We start from the raw sequence: 18,587 nt of genomic DNA on the forward strand, positions 1-18,587 counted from the left end.
ACGGCCTGTATAATGCCGCGGCAATATTTTATCTGTTCTCATTCACCCCAGGTTGAGATATTGCCATGCTAAGAATCGCTAAAGAAGCCCTTACTTTCGACGACGTTCTGCTCGTTCCTGCTCACTCCACCGTTCTGCCTAACACGGCCGATCTCAGCACTCAGCTGACGAAAAATATTCGTCTGAACATCCCGATGCTCTCCGCCGCTATGGATACCGTAACCGAAGCGGGTCTGGCAATTGCGCTGGCGCAGGAAGGCGGTCTGGGCTTTATCCACAAAAACATGTCGATTGAGCGTCAGGCGGATGAAGTTCGCAAGGTGAAGAAACATGAAAGCGGCGTGGTAACTGAACCGCAAACCGTTCTGCCAACCACGACGCTGGCGGAAGTCAAAGCCCTGACCGAACGCAACGGCTTTGCTGGCTATCCGGTTGTAAACGAAAGCAACGAGCTGGTCGGTATTATTACCGGTCGCGACGTGCGCTTCGTTACCGATCTGACGAAGCCGGTTACCGCGGTGATGACGCCGAAAGAACGTCTGGTCACGGTGAAAGAGGGCGAAGCGCGTGACGTCGTCCTGCAGAGAATGCATGAAAAACGCGTTGAGAAAGCGCTGGTGGTGGATGACAGCTTCCATCTGCTCGGCATGATCACCGTAAAAGATTTCCAGAAAGCCGAGCGTAAGCCAAACGCCTGTAAAGATGCGCAGGGCCGTCTGCGCGTTGGCGCGGCAGTGGGTGCAGGCGCAGGCAACGAAGAGCGCGTCGATGCGCTGGTCGCTGCAGGCGTCGACGTACTGCTGATCGACTCCTCGCACGGCCACTCAGAAGGTGTGCTGCAGCGCATCCGCGAAACCCGCGCAAAATATCCTGACCTGGAGATTATCGGCGGCAACGTCGCGACCGGCGCGGGCGCGCTGGCGCTGGTGGAAGCGGGCGTGAGCGCGGTGAAAGTCGGCATCGGCCCTGGCTCTATCTGTACTACCCGTATCGTTACCGGCGTAGGTGTGCCGCAGATCACCGCCGTTTCTGACGCGGTCGAAGCGCTGGAAGGCACCGGCATCCCGGTTATCGCCGACGGCGGTATCCGTTTCTCTGGCGACATCGCCAAAGCTATCGCCGCTGGCGCGGCAGCCGTTATGGTCGGTTCTATGCTGGCCGGTACGGAAGAATCGCCGGGCGAAATCGAACTCTACCAGGGCCGCTCGTTCAAATCCTACCGCGGCATGGGTTCACTGGGCGCGATGTCTAAAGGCTCTTCCGACCGTTACTTCCAGAGCGATAACGCCGCTGACAAGCTGGTGCCGGAAGGTATCGAAGGTCGCGTCGCCTATAAAGGCCGCCTGAAAGAGATCGTTCACCAGCAGATGGGCGGCCTGCGCTCCTGTATGGGCCTGACCGGCTGCCAGACCATCGACGACCTGCGCACCAAAGCAGAGTTCGTGCGCATCAGCGGCGCCGGCATCAACGAAAGCCACGTACACGATGTGACCATCACTAAAGAGTCACCGAACTACCGTATGGGATCCTGATCCCGTAAGATTTATCGCCCGGCATAAGCCGGGCGCTTTCATTATCAAGTTACCCGTTCTGGAAACGCCTCAATGACGACGGAAAATATTCATAAGCATCGCATTCTGATTCTCGATTTTGGTTCTCAATACACGCAGCTGGTCGCGCGCCGCGTACGCGAGCTGGGCGTGTACTGCGAACTCTGGGCATGGGATGTCACCGAAGAGCAGATCCGCCAGTTCAACCCGAACGGCATCATTCTTTCCGGCGGCCCGGAAAGCACCACCGAACTCAACAGCCCGCGCGCGCCGGAATATGTCTTTAATGCTGGCGTACCGGTACTCGGCGTCTGCTACGGCATGCAGACCATGGCGATGCAGCTGGGCGGCAAGGTCGAAGGCTCTAACGAGCGCGAGTTCGGCTATGCGCAGGTAGAAGTACTGACCCCAAGCGCGCTGATCCGCGACATCGAAGATGCCATCAGCGCCGCAGGCAAGCCGCTGCTCGACGTCTGGATGAGCCACGGCGATAAAGTAACCGCGATCCCGTCCGACTTCGTTACCGTCGCCAGCACCGAAACCTGTCCGTTCGCCATTATGGCTAACGAAGAGAAGCGTTTTTACGGCGTGCAGTTCCATCCGGAAGTGACCCATACCCGTCAGGGGCTGCGCATGCTGGAGCATTTCGTGCTCGATATCTGCGAATGTGAAGCGCTGTGGACGCCGGCAAAAATCATTGAAGACGCGGTTGAGCGTCTGCGCGTGCAGGTAGGCAACGACAAAGTGATTCTCGGTCTGTCCGGCGGCGTCGACTCCTCCGTAACCGCCATGCTGCTGCACCGCGCCATTGGCGATCGTCTGACCTGCGTCTTTGTCGATAATGGTCTGCTGCGCCTGAATGAAGCGGAGCAGGTGATGGATATGTTCGGCGATCATTTCGGTCTGAATATCGTTCACGTTCCGGCGGAAGGGCGCTTCCTTGACGCGCTGGCGGGCGAAAACGATCCAGAAGCCAAACGTAAAATCATCGGTCGCGTTTTTGTTGAAGTGTTTGATGAAGAAGCATCAAAGCTGACCGACGTAAAATGGCTGGCGCAGGGCACCATCTATCCTGACGTGATCGAGTCTGCCGCTTCTGCGACCGGCAAAGCGCACGTGATCAAGTCTCACCACAACGTGGGCGGCCTGCCGAAAGAGATGAAGCTGGGCCTGGTCGAGCCGCTGAAAGAGCTGTTTAAAGATGAGGTGCGCAAGATCGGCCTGGAGCTGGGGCTGCCGTACGATATGCTCTATCGCCATCCGTTCCCGGGGCCGGGCCTCGGCGTGCGCGTGCTGGGCGAAGTGAAGAAAGAGTATTGCGATCTGCTGCGTCGCGCTGATGCGATCTTTATTGAAGAGCTGCGTAAAGCGGATCTCTATAACAAAGTGAGCCAGGCGTTCACCGTCTTCCTGCCGGTGCGCTCCGTGGGCGTGATGGGTGACGGCCGTAAGTATGACTGGGTCGTCTCGCTGCGCGCAGTTGAGACCATCGACTTTATGACCGCACACTGGGCGCATCTGCCCTATGATTTCCTCGGCCGCGTCTCTAACCGCATTATCAACGAGGTCAACGGTATCTCCCGCGTGGTATACGATATCAGCGGCAAGCCGCCGGCGACCATTGAGTGGGAATAACCTTTCCGCTTACACTGAAGCGCGTTGATTAATTCCTCGCCAGCCTCTCGTCAGAAAGGCTGGCGATTTTCTTTCCGCTTTTCATTCCAGGAAATATCTATGCTGCCACTCAAGGCATTCAGTTTCTGCATTCTGCTGGTGATCCTGCTGTCGCTGGGGGCCAGCCTGGCGCAGGCGACGCGCAGTGGCGAACAATCGGGCGGTCAGGGCGGCTGGTGGTCGGCAAGGCGCGATTCATCCGGCCTGGCACCCGATCCACAGCGCTATGCGGCGCAGGCGATCGTGCAGGTCTACGCCGCGCCAACCTACGGCTGGAAAGGGGCGGTAGCGGTGCATCCGTGGATAATTTTCAAGCGCGCAGGCGAGACGCGCTACAGCCGCTATGAGGTAATTAGCTGGGGCAGCGGCGATAAAGTGCGGCGCAACAGTAATCTGCCAGATGGCTACTGGTACGGCGCAAAACCGCGCCTGCTGGTGGAGCATCGCGGCGAGGCGGCAGAGGCGATGATCCCGCGCATTGAGGCGGCGATCCGCTCTTATCCCTGGCCAAACACCTATCACGCCTGGCCGGGGCCGAACAGCAACACCTTTCTCGCCCATATCGGACGGGAAGTGCCGGCACTGAAACTCGATATGCCCGCCAACGCGCTCGGCAAGGATTATCGTCCGCTGTGGCGTCCGGTTGGCTTGCCGCCGTCAGGTCGCGGCATTCAGGTTTCCGTGCTGGGCGTAGTTGGCGTAACCATCGGTGCGGAAGAGGGCGTTGAGCTGAACCTGCTCGGGCTGAATATGGGCGTAGATTTTACGCCGCTTCGTCTGCGGCTGCCGTTTATTGGCGGCATCGGTAATCAGAACGTTCAGCAGGACAATCCGCCGGGCTGACTGCCCGGCGCAGGCCTCAGCAGACGCCGAAATCGCCCTCTTCATGGTAGAGGTTAACGCTGTCTGCCTTGACCTCAATCTCTTTTTTCGTCGCGTCATCAACGCGCGCGCACCATAACGTCTCGCCTTCCACGCGCAGCACCAGCATCTTCGGGCCGCCGGTTTTAGACTGCACAAAATCATCGGGTTTAAACATGCTTATCTCCTTGGGTTTTAAGCAAGTGTAGGGCGCGCCATACGCGCCTGCATAAAATTTTTTGCGGCGCCTCTTCTATGATTTTCCCTGAGATTACCCGAATAAAATAGCTTCAGGCTGGCTGCTTTACAGACCATATTTTCTGGTCTGGTTGTCAATTGACAACCAGATAAGTCCGGCGTAAGGTACAGGCAAATGGAAAGAAGACGGCATCCAGATAGAGAGATAGAGGCGGCGCTGCGCAAACTGCACTAAGGAGTAATCATGGAATATATCTTTACGCTGCGTTTTCAGTTGCCGAAACCGCTTTTGCCAGAAGAGCAACTGCAGCAGCAGCTTATCGAAGCGGGATGTGACGATGCGCTCATCGGGCTGGGCGTGCCGGGAAAAGTGACGCTGGAGTTTACCCGCGAGGCATCCAGCGCGAAGCGGGCGGTGCTGAGCGCTATCCAGGATGTACAGCGCGCGGTGCCGGAAGCGCAGCTTATTGAGGCGGCGCCCGACTTTGTTGGCCTGACCGACGTGGCGGATATTATCGGCGTTTCGCGTCAGAATATGCGCAAGCTGATGCTGAACCACAGTACGCACTTTCCGCAGCCGGTGCATGACGGCAAAACCGCGCTCTGGCATCTGGCGGACGTGCTGGAATGGCTGGAGCAGCGCGGCAGCTACGCTATCCCCGCCGGGACGCGCGATCTGGCGCAGGTGACGCTGCGGCTTAACCTGCAGCAGGCGATGCAGCGCTATGCGCACTGCATCGCCTCCGCTGCTGACGCCGGTAATCAGTGATGGAGCAGAAACAGCGTCGCCAGGCCAAGGAAAATAAAGAAGCCGCCGGTATCGGTAATGGCGGTAATCAGGACGCTGGAGCCAACCGCCGGATCGCGCTTCAGTTTGGTCATAATCAGCGGGATCAAGACGCCCATTAGCGCCGCCAGCAGCAGATTAAGCATCATCGCCAGCATCATCACGCCGCCCAGCTGCAGATTGCCATACATCAGCCAGGTGATCAGCCCCATTGTGCCGCCCCAGAACAGGCCGTTAAGCAGCGCTACGCCCAGCTCGCGGCCAATCAGAAACGAGAAGTTGCCTGGCTCGACCTGATGCAGCGCCAGCGCGCGCACGATCATGGTAATGGTCTGGTTGCCGGTATTGCCGCCGATGCCGGCGACAATCGGCATCAGCGTCGCCAGCGCCACCAGCTGCGAGATGGTATCTTCAAACAGCCCGATCACGCGCGATGCGATAAAGGCGGTACAGAGATTGATCGCCAGCCAGGCCCAGCGTCGGCGCACGGCTTTGCGCACCGGCGCGAACACATCCTCTTCCTGGCTGATACCGCCCATGCGGCGAATATTGCTCTCGTTCTCTTCGTTAACCAGGTCGATCACGTCCTCAATGGTGACGCGGCCAATCAGTTTGCCTTTGGCGTCGATAACCGCGGCGGAGATCAGGTTATAGCGCTCAAAGGCGCCCGCCGCGTCTTCGGCTTTGTCGTTGAGCTGAAAGGTGGTAGGCGAGGTGTTCATCACCTCTTCGACGCGCTTTTTCGGCTTGTTGAGCAAAATATCGGTCAGTGACAGCTCGCCCAGCAGCAGGTTGTCATCATCGGTGATGAAAATCTTGTCTGTGCCGTCCGGCATGCTTTTTCGGTGGCGCAGATAGCGCTGCACCGTGGCCAGCGTGACGTCGGCGCGCACCGTCAGAATATTGAAATCCATAATGCGCCCGACGCGATCGCGATCGAAATCGACCACGCTGAGCACGCGCGCCCGCTGCCCTGGCTCCAGCGAGGCGAGCAGACGGCCGGTCAGATCGCGCGGCAGGTAGCGCGCCAGCCACACCTGGTCGTCGATATCGAGCGGTTCAATGGCGCGCAGGATATCGCGATCGCTCATCTCTTCCGTCAGGCTGTCCCAGACGGTTTCCGACGCCTCAACCAGCACATGGCCGCGCTTCGCGACGGGCACCAGACGCCACAGCGCCTGGCGCGCCTCTTCCGGCAGCGCTTCGAGGATATCGGCTAAATCTGCTGCGTGCAGCTGAGCGATATCCTGCTCCAGCGCAGCCTGGTGCGCCGCATTTTCACGTTGCTGTTCAGGAGTGCGATCGCCGGATTTCTCCAGCAATGCTTCTACCAGATCTGGCTCACTGAGCAGCAGCGTCAGAATGCGATGACGAATTTCACTTAAACGTTGAGTATGCGAGACAGACATAACGAGTCCTTTGTGTCTGAAAGTTACAGCACGAAGTGTAGCGTTTCGCCTCGCAAAAGGACGCAAAAAAAGACGCGGTTATTCAGGCTGCGTTTAGCCGGAGGAGGCAGAGGACATAAAAGGTTAACGGCTGTCGCGAATAGTGGTGCTCAACGGAGTGGCATCCGGCGCAGCTTTTTTCTGCTGATGATGTTCAAAAGCGGCGGGCAGGATAAAGATCAGGCGGCTAAAGAGAATAATAAAGCTAATCAGTAACACGATCCGGGTAAAGGAACTGGTTTTGGCACGTCTTCGGGAAGGGATGGCGCTGTTCACGCGAAATGTTTCCTGTAATGACCCTGTCGGGCGATAGCAACATTTAGTCATAATGCTGCGTTGAAATCAATCAATGATTAAAAAAAGAGCAGGGTGAAAGGGGCCGCATGCGCAGCCCCGCTTTACAGGCTGGCTTTTTGCGCCAGCAGCGTGGCGAAGCGGCAACTGATACGGTTGCCCTGTTCGTCGCGCTTATGCAGCTGACCAACGTGTTCGTTATATTTCAGGATGTGCCAGTTACGGTAGTAGTGGCTCAGCTCGCCCGATTTAAAGGTAAAAGGGAAGGCGAGCGGGCAGGGATAATCGTCAGTGCTCATCGCCGCCACAATCAGGTTATGCCCGTCTCTTACCGTGCTCGCCTGCATATCGGCGATCAGCTGCGGAATGGTCTCCGGCTGCAGAAACATCATCACCACGGTGGAGAGCACAAAGGTGTAGCCGCCGTTGAAACGCGTCTGATTCAGATCGCGCTGCTCGATATGAATGTTGGTGATGCCTTCCTGAGCGGCAATCTGCTCAAGACGCGCCAGGCTGGCGGGATTGTGATCCCAGGCGGTGACGTCAAAGCCATTCTGGCTCAGAAACAGGCTGTTGCGGCCGTTGCCGCAGCCGAGATCGAGCGCTTTGCCGGGATTAAGATGGGGCAGCGCCGCCAGTACTTCAGAATGGGTCGGCGTCAGGCCATAGGTTTCGGCAAAATAGTTTTCAGTTTTAATCATGATTCGCTTTTATCAGAGAACAGAAGGGCGCAGGCGCCCATCTGCTCAGGCTTCTTCTTCCAGCATCAGCTTCCAGCCGGTGACTTCGTTCCAGTAGGTTTGTTCACGCTCCAGATCGAGCTGCACCAGGTTGTTCTGGCTGAAATAGCCCGCCGGGAACGTCAGCGTCCAGTGGCCTTCGTCGGTCGTCAGCTTCAGCGAGTCGGGACGGGTGGTCGCCTGACGCTGATTATTGAGTAAGGTGCCAAGGCGCAGCAGGAACAGCAGCGGCAGGAACTGTTTTTTCTTGAACAGCATGACGCGCGGCAGATCTTCGACCTTGACGGCTTTACGGTGAAAGCGTACCAGCGCCGCCAGCAGCGTTTGCTGATCCTGGTTAAAGCCAGGCAGGTTGGTGTTTTGCAGAATATAGGCGGAGTGGCGCTGCATGCCGCTGTGGTTGATGGTGAGGCCCACTTCGTGCAGCATCGCCGCCCACCTCAGCAGCGCCGCCAGCTGCGGATTCGCCAGCTTAGGATTTTGATCGCGCCACTGCAGATAGAGCTGATCGGTGGTGTCCAGCACACGACGCGCCTGATCGTTGTCGATCGCGTAATGGTTCGCCAGGCTCTGCGCCGTTCGGCTGCGGATATCCTGATGGCGGAAGCGGCCCTCCATCTCGTAAAGCACGCCTTCGCGCAGCGCGCCGTCCGAGAGGCGCAGCTCGCGGATCGCCAGCGCGTCAAACACGCCGCAGATAATCGCCAGACCCGGCACGAACACCGATTTACGCTCTTCAGAGAGGCCCGGCAGGCTCAGCGCGCTGAAAGATTTATGCTTCATCACCTCGTCGTAGAGCATATCCAGCCGCTCCGGCGTGATCATCTTCTCTTTCTCGCCCATCGCCAGCAGCACTTCGCACGCCGCCTTAATGGTGCCCGACGCGCCGAGCGCATACTGCCAGCCGTGCAGGCGATACTGCCACGCCAGCGTCTCCAGCTTCTGCGTCGCTGCCAGGCGCGCGCGGCGGAAGTTCTCGCGGCTGATCTCCCCGTTAGGGAAATAGAGCTGGGCGAAACTGACGCAGCCCATGCGTCGGCTTTCGACCAGCTGCGGCTCGAAGTTTTCGCCGATCACCAGTTCGGTCGAGCCGCCGCCGATATCGATCACCAGCTTGCGACCTTTTTCCGGCTGCGTATGTTCGACGCCCATAAAAATCAGGCGCGCCTCTTCATGGCCGGAAATGACCTCGATAGGGTAGGGGATCACCTCAGCCGCGCGCTGCAGAAACTCCTCTGCATTTACCGCCTGGCGCAGCGTATGGGTGCCGACAATGGTGACGTTGCTCGCGCTGAAGCCCTGCAATCGCTCGGCAAACAGCGCTAGGCAGCTCAGCCCGCGCTCTATCGCTTCTTCGCTCAGGCGATTTTTGCTGTCGAGACCGTCAGCCAGATGCACGCGCTGCTTCAGACGGCCAAGCACCTGCAGAGCGCCATCCACCACGCGCGCAATGACCATATGAAAGCTGTTTGAGCCAAGATCGATTGCCGCAAATTCTTGCGGTCTCGGCGTACTTTTATGAGAAATGGGCATAGATTATTCAGGCTGTTCCAGTTTCTTGATGTAATCATAAATCGCCAGTTGAGAGCGGACCTTACGACGATTGCCGCGCGGAACATAGCGGTTCCCCAACTCTTTATCAACGATACGCGCTTTCACCGTATCACTAAACAGGATAGCGATAATGTCCAGAATGCGTTGCTTAACGCGCGGATCGAGGATCGATACCGCTACTTCGATGCGGTGATCGATGTTGCGCGTCATCCAGTCGGCGGAAGAAAGGAAGACTTTTTTGTCGCCGCCGTTTTCGAAAATATAGACGCGATCGTGCTCAAGATAGCGGTCAACGATACTGATCACGCGAATATTTTCACTGATCCCGGGCAAGTCAGGGATCAGCGAGCACATGCCGCGCACCAGCAGATTAATCTTAACGCCTGCGCCCGACGCCGCGTAGAGACGATCGACCAGACCGTTATCCACCAGGTTGTTAATTTTCAGCGTAATGCCACACGGACGACCCTGCTGCGCATTGGCGATTTCTGCATCAACCAGCTGATAAAGCATCTGACGCGAGTTCTGCGGCGAGACCATCAGATGCTCGAAGCTCACCGGGCGATAGGGGTTTTCAATAAAGTTGAATACCCGGCGCACTTCGTTGGTAATGCGCGCATCGGCGGTTAACAGCGAATAGTCGGTGTAGAGGCGCGCGGTTTTCTCGTTGAAGTTGCCGGTGCCGATATGGGCGTAGCGCACCACTTCGTCGCCTTCCCGGCGCGAGATAAGAAACAGCTTGGCGTGAATTTTCAGGCCCGGCGCGGAGAAAATCACATGTACGCCCGCTTCGGTTAAGCGCTTGGCCCACGAAATATTGGCCTCTTCGTCGAAGCGCGCCTGCAGCTCCACTACCACAGTGACTTTCTTGCCGTTATAGGCGGCGTGTATCATCGCATCCATAATGCGCGAGCGCTTCGCAACGCGATAGATGTTGATTTTAATCGCCAGCACGCTCGGGTCGAAAGAGGCCTGACGCAGCAGCTCCAGCACATGCTCAAAGGTGTGGTAGGGGTAGTAGAGCAGGATGTCGCGGTCACGAATGGCGTCGAAGCCGTTGCGGAAGCCGTCGAAGCCGATATGGCGGATCTGCGGCAGCGGACGGTTGACCAGGTTGCTTTTGCCCACGTCCGGGAAGCCGATAAAGTCTTTAAAGTTATGGTAGCGGCCGCCCGGCACGATGGAGTCGTAGTTGGAGATGGTCAGCTTATTACGCAGCAGCTCCACCATGGCGTCCGGCATATCGCGCTGATAAACGAAACGCACCGGCTCGGCGGTGAGACGCTGCTTAAGGCTAGAGGACATCAGCTCCAGCAGGCTCGACTCCATCTCCGTCACCAGATCGTATTCCGCATCGCGCGTCATCTTCATCGAATAGGCATTCAGCGCGTCGTAATCGAAGAAGCCTTTAAAGATGTCGTCGAGACAGTAGCGCAGAATATTGTCCAGCAGGATCATCGGCTTGCGTCGGCGCGGTGATTCAGCCGGCAGGTTGATGAAGCGCGGAACTTTATCGGAGGGGATCTCCAGCAGCGCATAGCGAATATCATCGCCGCGAATAATCTCCACCGCCAGATAGGTGTAGTCATCTTTCAGGAATTCGGTGAGATCGGTGTCGTGATTAATCAGAATCGGCGAAATGTGCTGGCGCAAATCGTGTTTGAAATAGTGACGCAGCCACACCTGCTGATTGGCGGAAAGCTGGCGTTCGTTGATCAAAAAGATCTGGTTGCGCGCCAGCTCCAGCAGCAGTTCGTTATAGAGACCGTCGAATTCCTGCTCCGACTTCATGACGCGCTGCTGAATTTTCTTCAGCAGATGGCGCGGCAGGCCAGGCGACCCCTGCTCCTCGCCAATCAGAATACGACGCTTAAGGTCGGCAAAGCGCACCTTGTAAAACTCATCAAGGTTATTGGAATAGATCCCCAGAAAACGCATACGTTCGATCAGCGGGTTAGTTTTATCGGCCGCTTCCTGTAAGACGCGCTCGTTGAAGGATAACCAGCTTAATTCTTTTTCTATATACAGCTTTTCCTGACCCATTCTGACTCCATATCGCGTTCGCAGGACTTAAAGAACCAGTGTCCATCAACATTATGGCGAGAGTATGGCAACCTTGTCCAACGCCAATAGTTGTCTTATCAACCAGCTACGGGCAACATAGCGGCTTAATACCGATCTCATTCAGAGCCGCATGAGCCTAAAGCATATTCCCGTCAACTTCAGCGACCGCCGTCGCCGCGCAATCGATCGTTTTACGCGGCGTCTGGTCACATCCTGCGGCATCGCTATTTTGCTGCTGATGCTGCTGCTCTTTTTCTGGTTGATTTGGGTGGTCCTGCCGCTGTTCGCTGCGCCTGGCCTTCATCAGCAGGCGGCGCAGCAGCTGTGGGACAGCGAGCCGGCGCTGATAATCGGCAATCAGGGCGATCGCGGCTGGCGTATCGGACGCGACGGCGCGGCGCGCTTTATTCCGCTTAACGGGCAGCCCGCCGAAACGCCGCTGATGCTGCGTCCCGCGCCTGAGCGGGCGGCCAGCAGCGCCGACCGGCGCACCCTGTTGCTCAGCGCCCAGGGCGCGCTGACGCTGCTGCAGCCCGTCGACGGCGAATGGCGCTTCCCGCTCGGCGAGACGCCGCTGCGGCTCCCTGGCGGCGCGGTGAACGCGATGGCGCTGGCGACGCTGAACGAAAACAGATGGCGTATCGCTCTGGTCACCGAGAGGGGCCTCAGCGTCCTGACGCTGGCCCCTCAGCAGGCGCCGCGCGCCGTGGATCTGCCGCAGGCCCATGCCGACCATCTGCTGCTGTCGCCGCAGGGCGATCTGCTCTATGCCAGCGAAGGCGATGTGCTGCGCGTCTGGCAGCTTGACGACGATCGCGCGACGCTGCGCGAAACCGTGACGCTGGCGCAGCCGCCGCGCAGCCTGCATCTGCTGGCGAGCGGGCGCAGTTTATTGATTCAGGATGGACGCGGCGTAACGCAGTGGTTCGCTATCGCCGGGGCGGAAGGGCCGCGGCTGCATGAAATCCGCACCTTCGCCGGAAGCAGCCCGACCGCCGCCGTGGTAACGGAACCGCAGCGCCGCGTCTTCGCTACCCTGGAGCCTGACGGCGCGCTGGCGCTCTTCGCCAGCAAGCAGCCAGGCCCGATCCTGCAGCGCCAGCTGGCGGCGGGCGTCGAGCATGCCGCGTTTTCGCCGCGCGGCGACGCGCTGCTGCTGGAGCGCGCCAGCAGCTGGCAGCTATTGCGCATTAACAACCCCTGGCCGGACGTGAGCTGGCGCAGCTTCTGGCAAAAAATCTGGTATGAGAACTACCCCGCGCCGGACTGGGTCTGGCAGTCCACCAACGCTGCAGACAGCTATCAGGCCAAGTTCAGCTTTATGCCGATGGTCACCGGCACCCTGAAAGCGGCGGCGCTGTCGCTGCTGTTCGCCACGCCGCTGGCGCTGGCGGCGGCGATCTATACCGCCTGGTTTATGTCGCCGGGCCTGCGACGCTGGGTCAAGCCGGCGATTGAGATGATGGGCGCGCTGCCCAGCGTGGTGATCGGGCTTATCGCTGGACTCTGGCTGGCACCGCATATTAGCCAGGCGCTGCTCGGCGTCTTGCTGCTGCCGCTGACGCTGGCGGCGACGCTGCTGATCTGCGGCGCACTCAGCCGGCATCTGCCGCCGCGCTGGCGCCAACCGGGACGCGAGGTGATGCTGCTGCTGCCGCTGCTGCTGATTGTCACGCTGGCCACGCTGATTATCCCGACCTTTCTGATGCGCGACGCTGCGGAATGGCTGCCGCACTATGAGCAGCGCAACCTGCTGGTGGCGGGACTGGCAATGGGCTTCGCGCTGGTGCCGCTGATCTTCACGCTGTCGGAAGATGCGCTGTTCAGCGTGCCCGCGGCGCTGGGGCAGGGGTCGCTGGCGCTGGGCGCGACGCCGTGGCAGACCCTGACGCGCGTGGTGCTGCCGGGGGCGTCGGCGGGAATTTTCGCCGCGCTGATGATCGGTTTTGGCCGCGCGGTGGGTGAAACCATGATCGTGCTGATGGCGACCGGCAATACGCCGCAGAGCCAGGGCGGCCTCTTTTCCGGGCTGCGCGCGCTCTCCGCTAATATCGCCATCGAGATGCCGGAAGCCGCGGCAGGCAGCGCCCACTACCGGATTCTGTTTCTCAGCGCGCTGGTGCTGCTGCTCTTTACCCTGATAATCAACACCCTGGCCGAACTGATCCGTCAGCGCCTGCGCCAGCGATACAGCCAGCACGAGGGCCAGGCATGAAGGCGATGCGACAAAACGACCGCTGGCGCTGGCTGACCGCAGGCGCGGTCGCCGTCTGCCTGCTGGCCTTTACCCTGCTGATTGCGCTGCTGGCTTGGCAGGGCATGCGCGCCTTCTGGCCGCAGCGCGTCGATCTCTACCAGCTGACGCAGCCGGAAGGGGAGACAACGGCGCTGCTGGGGGAAACCCTTGAGCATCAGCCACATTTTCCCGCCCCCGCGGCAGAGAGCGGGGCGTCGCCGCCGGTCAGCCATCTCCATCGCTACCTGATTAAAACCGGCAACCGCGACTGGGATGCGCCCGATTTCCGCGTAATCTATGCGCGCGAAGCGCTGAGGGTGAGCCAGCCAAAAGAGGTCATGGTGCTGCAGCGGCGCGGCGGCGGCAACGCCTACGGCTGGTTTACTGGCCTGCGCGAAGATAATGAGGCGCTGACGGCGCGCGATCCCGATGCGCTGCTGCATCAGCGGCTGGGGCAGGTGCGCGAACTGCTGCATAAAATCAACCGCATTCGCCACGTCGATCTGACGCGGCTCAACGATCAGCTGGCGGCGCTGGACGCGCGCGCCGATCGGCTGCGGCAGCAGCAGCAGTTCGATACGCGCGCGCTGTCGGAGTTTGAGGCCAACCAGGCGGCGCTGCAGCGCCGTTTCGTCCTGCTCAGCAGCCAGCTGGCTGATTTACAGCGCCAGAGCCAGCGTGACGTGCTGATGCTGCGCGACGCGCAGGGGCGCGAGCACGCCATTCCGCTGGCACAGGTGGTTGAAGCCTGGCGTCCTAACGCCATGAACGCGCAGCAGAAGCTAACCCACGCGCTGCGTCAGATCTGGCATTTCGTCAGCGATTCGCCCGCAAATGGTGAAAGCGACAGCGGCGCGTTTCCGGCGATTTTCGGCACCGTGCTGATGGTGCTGCTGATGTCGCTGGTGGTGATGCCGTTCGGCGTTATCGCCGCTATCTGGCTGCATGAATATGCCGGCCGCAACGCCCTGACGCGGCTGGTGCGCATTGCGGTGGTCAATCTGGCGGGCGTGCCGTCAATTGTGTATGGCGTGTTCGGGCTGGGCTTTTTCGTCTGGCTGGTCGGCGGCACGCTCGATCAGCTCTTCTTTTCCCGCGCGTTGCCCAATCCTACCTTCGGCACGCCGGGGCTACTGTGGGCGTCGCTGACGCTGGCGCTGCTGACGCTGCCGGTGGTGATCGTCGCCACCGAAGAGGGGCTGTCGCGCATCCCCGACTCGCTGCGTCAGGGCTCGCTGGCGCTGGGCGCCACCCAGGCGGAGACGCTGTGGCACGTGGTGCTGCCGATGGCGCTGCCGGCGATGCTCACCGGCCTGATACTGGCGGTGGCGCGCGCCGCAGGAGAGACCGCGCCGCTGATGCTGGTGGGCGTGGTGAAGATGGTGCCGGAGCTGCCGGTTGACGCGGTTTTTCCCTGGCTGCATCTCGACCGCAAATTTATGCACCTCGGCTTCCAGATCTACGATCTCGCCTTTCAGAGTCCCAACGTCGAGGCGGACCGCCCGCTGGTCTACGCTACGGCGCTGCTGCTGGTGACAATTATTCTGTCGCTCAACCTGCTGGCGATGGCGCTGCGCCATCGGCTGCGCGAACGCTATCGCCTGATGACCCAATAAAAGATGATGACTATGATGCCCGATACCGAAACGGCGCTGACGCTAAACCACCTTTCGTTATGGTATGGCGATCGTCAGGCGCTGCATGATATTTCGCTGCGTATCCCTGAGAAGCGCATCACCGCGCTGATCGGGCCTTCCGGCTGCGGCAAATCGACGCTGCTGCGCTGCTTTAATCGCATGAACGACGTGGTAGACAACTGTCGCATTGAGGGCGAGATCCTGCTGGGCAGCCACGCTATTATGCAGCCGTCGCAGGATCTCTCGGCGCTGCGCCGCCGCATCGGCATGGTGTTCCAGCGGCCCAATCCCTTTCCTAAGTCGATCTATGAAAATGTCGTCTACGGCCTGCGGCTGCAGGGCGTGCGCGACAGGCGGGTGCTGAACGAGGCGTGCGAGCGCGCGCTGCGCGCTGCGGCGCTGTGGGGCGAGGTGAAAGATCAGCTGGGGCAGAATGCGCTGACGCTCTCCAGCGGCCAGCAGCAGCGTCTGGTGATCGCCCGCGCCATCGCGATTGAACCGGAAGTGTTGCTGCTGGACGAGCCGACGTCGGCGCTCGATCCTATCTCGACGCTGGTGATTGAGGAGCTGATGACCACGCTGAAGCAGCACTTTACGCTGGTGCTGGTCACCCACAATATGCAGCAGGCGTCGCGCGTCTCCGACTACACCGCCTTTATGCATCAGGGGGCGGTGGTGGAGTTTGATGAAACGGATCGCATCTTTACCTCGCCGCGCAACCGGCGCACCGAGGATTATATTACCGGCCGCTACGGCTAGCAGAGGGGGCTTACCCAGGTCGTCACCCGCTCGCAAAGTCCATTGCTTTCCTGCGCGTCCGGCCCGCGCGACGATGCACCCCGTCCCTGAGGCGCGCCCGTTGCCGGGCCAGCGCGCTGGGTTGGGCAAAAACGCGCCCGGCGTTTTTACCCCTGTCGCGGGACGCTTTGCTCTTCAGTTGATGTCGCCTGCGTTGTGACTGAGTGAGCCGTCGGGCATCGGCTAGTCGTGCGCGTAGCCCTGCGGCGGCAGCGGCTGATTATCCAGCCAGGCCCGACCTTCACGCATCGCTAACCGACCTTCAACAAACCAGCTAATCACCAGCGGATAGATCGCATGCTCCTGATGCTGCACGCGCGCGGTGATCTCATCTTCGGTGTCGTCGGGGAAGACCGGCACGCGGGCCTGCAGGATCACCGGGCCGCCATCCAGCTCGTCGGTAACGAAATGCACCGAGGTGCCATGTTCAGCGTCGCCGTTCTCCAGCGCCTGACGATGAGTGTGCAGGCCCGGATATTTCGGCAGCAGAGAGGGGTGAATATTCAGCAGGCGATCCTGATAGTGCGCGACGAAGGCGCTGCTCAGGATGCGCATATAGCCCGCCAGCACCACCAGATCCGGCGCGTAGGCGTCGATCTCCCGCATCAGCTGACGATCGAACGCTTCGCGGTCGGCAAAATCGCTGGCCGCCAGCGCGTGGGCCGGCACGCCCGCTTCGCGCGCGCGCGTCAGGCCGTAAGCGGTCGATTTATTACTGAAAACGGCAGCGACGCTGCCGTTAATCCGCCCGCTTGCGCAGGCGTCGAGGATGGACTGAAGATTGCTTCCGTTACCGGAGATCAGTACAACCAGCTTTTTCATGCGTTGATAACCACGCGCTCTTCGGCATCTGACGCCTTGATGACGCCGATCTTCCAGGCTTTTTCGCCTGCGGCGCGCATCAGCTCAACCGCCTTGTCCGCCTCGGCGGCGCTCAGCGCGATTACCATGCCAACGCCGCAGTTAAAGGTGCGGTACATCTCATGACGGCTGACGTTGCCCGCCTGCTGCAGCCAGTCAAACACCACCGGCCACTCCCAGCTCTTCTCGTCGATGACCGCCTGGGTATTATCCGGCAGCACGCGCGGAATGTTTTCCCAGAAGCCGCCGCCGGTCAGATGGGCAATGGCATGCACATCGACCTGCTCGATCAGGCTCAGAATGTTTTTCACGTAGATTCGGGTCGGTTCCAGCAGGTGATCCGCCAGCGGCCTGCCGTCCAGCTGTTTGGTCAGCGGATCGGTCTGGCTCACCTCAAGGATTTTGCGCACCAGCGAATAGCCGTTGGAGTGCGGGCCGCTGGAGCCGAGCGCGATCAGCACGTCGCCGTCCTGCACTTTTGAGCCGTCGATAATTTCAGATTTCTCAACCACGCCGACGCAGAATCCCGCCACGTCGTAATCTTCGCCGTGGTACATGCCCGGCATTTCCGCGGTTTCGCCGCCTACCAGCGCGCAGCCGGACTGCAGGCAGCCCTCGGCGATGCCGGTGATAACGGCAGAGGCGGTCTCGACGTCCAGCTTGCCGGTGGCGTAATAGTCGAGGAAAAACAGCGGTTCCGCGCCCTGAACCACCAGATCGTTCACGCACATGGCGACCAGATCGATGCCGATAGCGTCATGGCGTTTCAGATCCATCGCCAGACGCAGCTTGGTGCCGACGCCGTCGGTTCCGGAGACCAGCACCGGCTCGCGGTATTTCTGCGGTAGCGCGCAAAGGGCGCCGAAACCGCCGAGCCCACCCATCACTTCCGGGCGACGAGTCTTTTTCACTACGCCTTTAATACGATCAACCAGAGCATTACCAGCATCGATATCAACGCCGGCGTCTTTGTAGCTGAGAGAGGTCTTGTCGGTCACTGCGGAATCCCCACGCGATTGCGGTTGGTGGTTAACAAAAAGCGCGGCAATTCTAACAGCGCAGGCAAACGTTTGCGAGTCCCATTGCCAGGTCAAATTGCGCGCCGGACGATTTTCATCAATCCTTGAATAACGGATCGAAACGTCGCCTCATTGCGCAACGACATATGGCGCGCTTGCAAAAAGGCGGTATAATCCCGCGATTTTTTTTTAGCTCAACTCATTCCGGGAGAACACCAATGAAGATCGTGGAAGTCAAACACCCGCTGGTCAAACATAAACTGGGCTTGATGCGTGAGCACGATATCAGTACCAAACGCTTCCGCGAGCTGGCGTCGGAAGTTGGCAGTCTGCTGACCTATGAAGCCACCGCCGACCTGGAAACCGAGCGCGTTACTATTGAAGGCTGGAACGGCCCGGTAGAAATCGATCAAATCAAAGGTAAAAAAATCACTGTGGTGCCGATTCTGCGCGCCGGTCTGGGGATGATGGAAGGCGTGCTGGAGCATGTGCCGAGCGCGCGCATCAGCGTAGTCGGGGTCTATCGCGACGAAGAGACGCTGGAGCCGGTACCCTATTTTCAGAAGCTGGTCTCCAACATTGAAGAGCGACTGGCGCTGGTGGTCGATCCGATGCTGGCCACCGGCGGTTCGATGATCGCCACGATCGATCTGCTGAAGAAAGCGGGCTGCAGCAGCATTAAGGTGCTGGTGCTGGTGGCGGCGCCGGAAGGCATCGCCGCGCTGGAGAAAGCGCATCCGGACGTTGAGCTTTATACCGCGTCTGTCGATCAGGGCTTAAACGAAAAAGGTTATATCATTCCGGGGCTGGGCGATGCCGGCGACAAAATTTTCGGAACTAAATAACTGCATCAGCCGACCAGAGAG

General features: G+C 59.6%; 16 protein-coding genes. 8 read left to right on the top strand and 8 right to left on the bottom strand.

Annotated elements, in window-relative coordinates:
* Positions 1 to 65: 65 nt before the first annotated feature.
* From guaB to MHZ97_RS12485, 3 genes are all read left to right on the top strand, one after another.
* Positions 66 to 1,532, top strand: a complete 1,467-nt coding sequence (gene guaB / locus MHZ97_RS12475) for an IMP dehydrogenase (protein WP_103794347.1) — start codon at positions 66 to 68, stop codon at positions 1,530 to 1,532.
* 72 nt (positions 1,533 to 1,604) lie between these two features.
* Entirely contained in the window at positions 1,605 to 3,185 is a 1,581-nt protein-coding gene (gene guaA, locus MHZ97_RS12480) for a glutamine-hydrolyzing GMP synthase (protein ID WP_239314753.1), read from the top strand.
* A gap of 99 nt (positions 3,186 to 3,284) precedes the next feature.
* On the top strand, positions 3,285 to 4,067 hold the full coding sequence (locus MHZ97_RS12485; RefSeq protein ID WP_239314752.1) for a DUF3750 domain-containing protein: 783 nt from the start codon (positions 3,285 to 3,287) through the stop codon (positions 4,065 to 4,067).
* Between the two features lie 16 nt (positions 4,068 to 4,083).
* On the opposite strand, the gene MHZ97_RS12490 is transcribed toward MHZ97_RS12485, so the two are convergent.
* Positions 4,084 to 4,263: a hypothetical protein gene (locus tag MHZ97_RS12490; RefSeq protein WP_033753879.1), complete on the bottom strand. Its 180-nt coding sequence runs from the start codon at positions 4,261 to 4,263 to the stop codon at positions 4,084 to 4,086.
* 264 nt (positions 4,264 to 4,527) lie between these two features.
* Here MHZ97_RS12490 and MHZ97_RS12495 point away from each other — a divergent pair, with 264 nt between their 5' ends.
* Positions 4,528 to 5,052 carry an AlpA family transcriptional regulator gene (locus MHZ97_RS12495; RefSeq protein WP_239314751.1) on the top strand — a complete coding sequence of 175 codons (525 nt, stop codon included), beginning with the start codon at positions 4,528 to 4,530 and terminating at the stop codon, positions 5,050 to 5,052.
* On the opposite strand, the gene mgtE is transcribed toward MHZ97_RS12495, so the two are convergent.
* The 5 genes from mgtE to ppk1 form a co-directional block, all read right to left on the bottom strand.
* Positions 5,046 to 6,479: a magnesium transporter gene (gene mgtE / locus MHZ97_RS12500; RefSeq protein WP_103794343.1), complete on the bottom strand. Its 1,434-nt coding sequence runs from the start codon at positions 6,477 to 6,479 to the stop codon at positions 5,046 to 5,048. The genes MHZ97_RS12495 and mgtE overlap by 7 nt on opposite strands.
* Before the next feature lie 123 nt (positions 6,480 to 6,602).
* Positions 6,603 to 6,794 (bottom strand): YfgG family protein, encoded by a 192-nt coding sequence (locus MHZ97_RS12505; RefSeq protein WP_103794342.1) that lies wholly within the window; start codon positions 6,792 to 6,794, stop codon positions 6,603 to 6,605.
* A 122-nt stretch (positions 6,795 to 6,916) separates the two neighbouring features.
* Positions 6,917 to 7,513, bottom strand: a complete 597-nt coding sequence (gene tehB, locus MHZ97_RS12510; RefSeq protein WP_199187285.1) for a tellurite resistance methyltransferase TehB — start codon at positions 7,511 to 7,513, stop codon at positions 6,917 to 6,919.
* Between the two features lie 45 nt (positions 7,514 to 7,558).
* Positions 7,559 to 9,085, bottom strand: a complete 1,527-nt coding sequence (gene ppx / locus MHZ97_RS12515) for an exopolyphosphatase (RefSeq protein ID WP_103794340.1) — start codon at positions 9,083 to 9,085, stop codon at positions 7,559 to 7,561.
* A gap of 3 nt (positions 9,086 to 9,088) precedes the next feature.
* Positions 9,089 to 11,149, bottom strand: a complete 2,061-nt coding sequence (gene ppk1 / locus MHZ97_RS12520) for a polyphosphate kinase 1 (protein WP_103794339.1) — start codon at positions 11,147 to 11,149, stop codon at positions 9,089 to 9,091.
* Between the two features lie 151 nt (positions 11,150 to 11,300).
* Here ppk1 and MHZ97_RS12525 point away from each other — a divergent pair, with 151 nt between their 5' ends.
* Genes MHZ97_RS12525 through pstB form a run of 3 tightly spaced genes read left to right on the top strand, consistent with a single transcriptional unit; the run spans position 11,301 to position 15,802 of the window.
* Complete coding sequence (locus MHZ97_RS12525) at positions 11,301 to 13,385, top strand: ABC transporter permease subunit (RefSeq protein ID WP_239314750.1); 2,085 nt, start codon at positions 11,301 to 11,303, stop codon at positions 13,383 to 13,385.
* A complete protein-coding gene (pstA, locus tag MHZ97_RS12530) occupies positions 13,382 to 15,022 on the top strand; it encodes a phosphate ABC transporter permease PstA (protein WP_239314749.1) in 1,641 nt (546 codons plus the stop codon). The genes MHZ97_RS12525 and pstA overlap by 4 nt, the downstream gene beginning before the upstream one ends.
* A gap of 12 nt (positions 15,023 to 15,034) precedes the next feature.
* The gene (pstB, locus tag MHZ97_RS12535; protein WP_103794336.1) at positions 15,035 to 15,802 is read left to right on the top strand and encodes a phosphate ABC transporter ATP-binding protein PstB; all 768 of its coding nucleotides are present in this window, start codon (positions 15,035 to 15,037) and stop codon (positions 15,800 to 15,802) included.
* A 222-nt stretch (positions 15,803 to 16,024) separates the two neighbouring features.
* On the opposite strand, the gene purN is transcribed toward pstB, so the two are convergent.
* On the bottom strand, positions 16,025 to 16,663 hold the full coding sequence (gene purN, locus MHZ97_RS12540; protein WP_103794335.1) for a phosphoribosylglycinamide formyltransferase: 639 nt from the start codon (positions 16,661 to 16,663) through the stop codon (positions 16,025 to 16,027).
* Complete coding sequence (gene purM, locus MHZ97_RS12545) at positions 16,660 to 17,700, bottom strand: phosphoribosylformylglycinamidine cyclo-ligase (RefSeq protein ID WP_103794334.1); 1,041 nt, start codon at positions 17,698 to 17,700, stop codon at positions 16,660 to 16,662. Before purM ends, purN begins: the two co-directional genes overlap by 4 nt.
* Positions 17,701 to 17,939: 239 nt before the next feature.
* On the opposite strand from purM, the gene upp reads away from it, so the two are divergent.
* Positions 17,940 to 18,566 (top strand): uracil phosphoribosyltransferase, encoded by a 627-nt coding sequence (gene upp, locus MHZ97_RS12550; RefSeq protein ID WP_103794333.1) that lies wholly within the window; start codon positions 17,940 to 17,942, stop codon positions 18,564 to 18,566.
* Positions 18,567 to 18,587 lie beyond the last annotated feature (21 nt).

This window comes from Pantoea sp. ACRSC (assembly GCF_022346785.1).
GTDB classification, from domain to species: domain Bacteria; phylum Pseudomonadota; class Gammaproteobacteria; order Enterobacterales; family Enterobacteriaceae; genus Pantoea; species Pantoea alvi.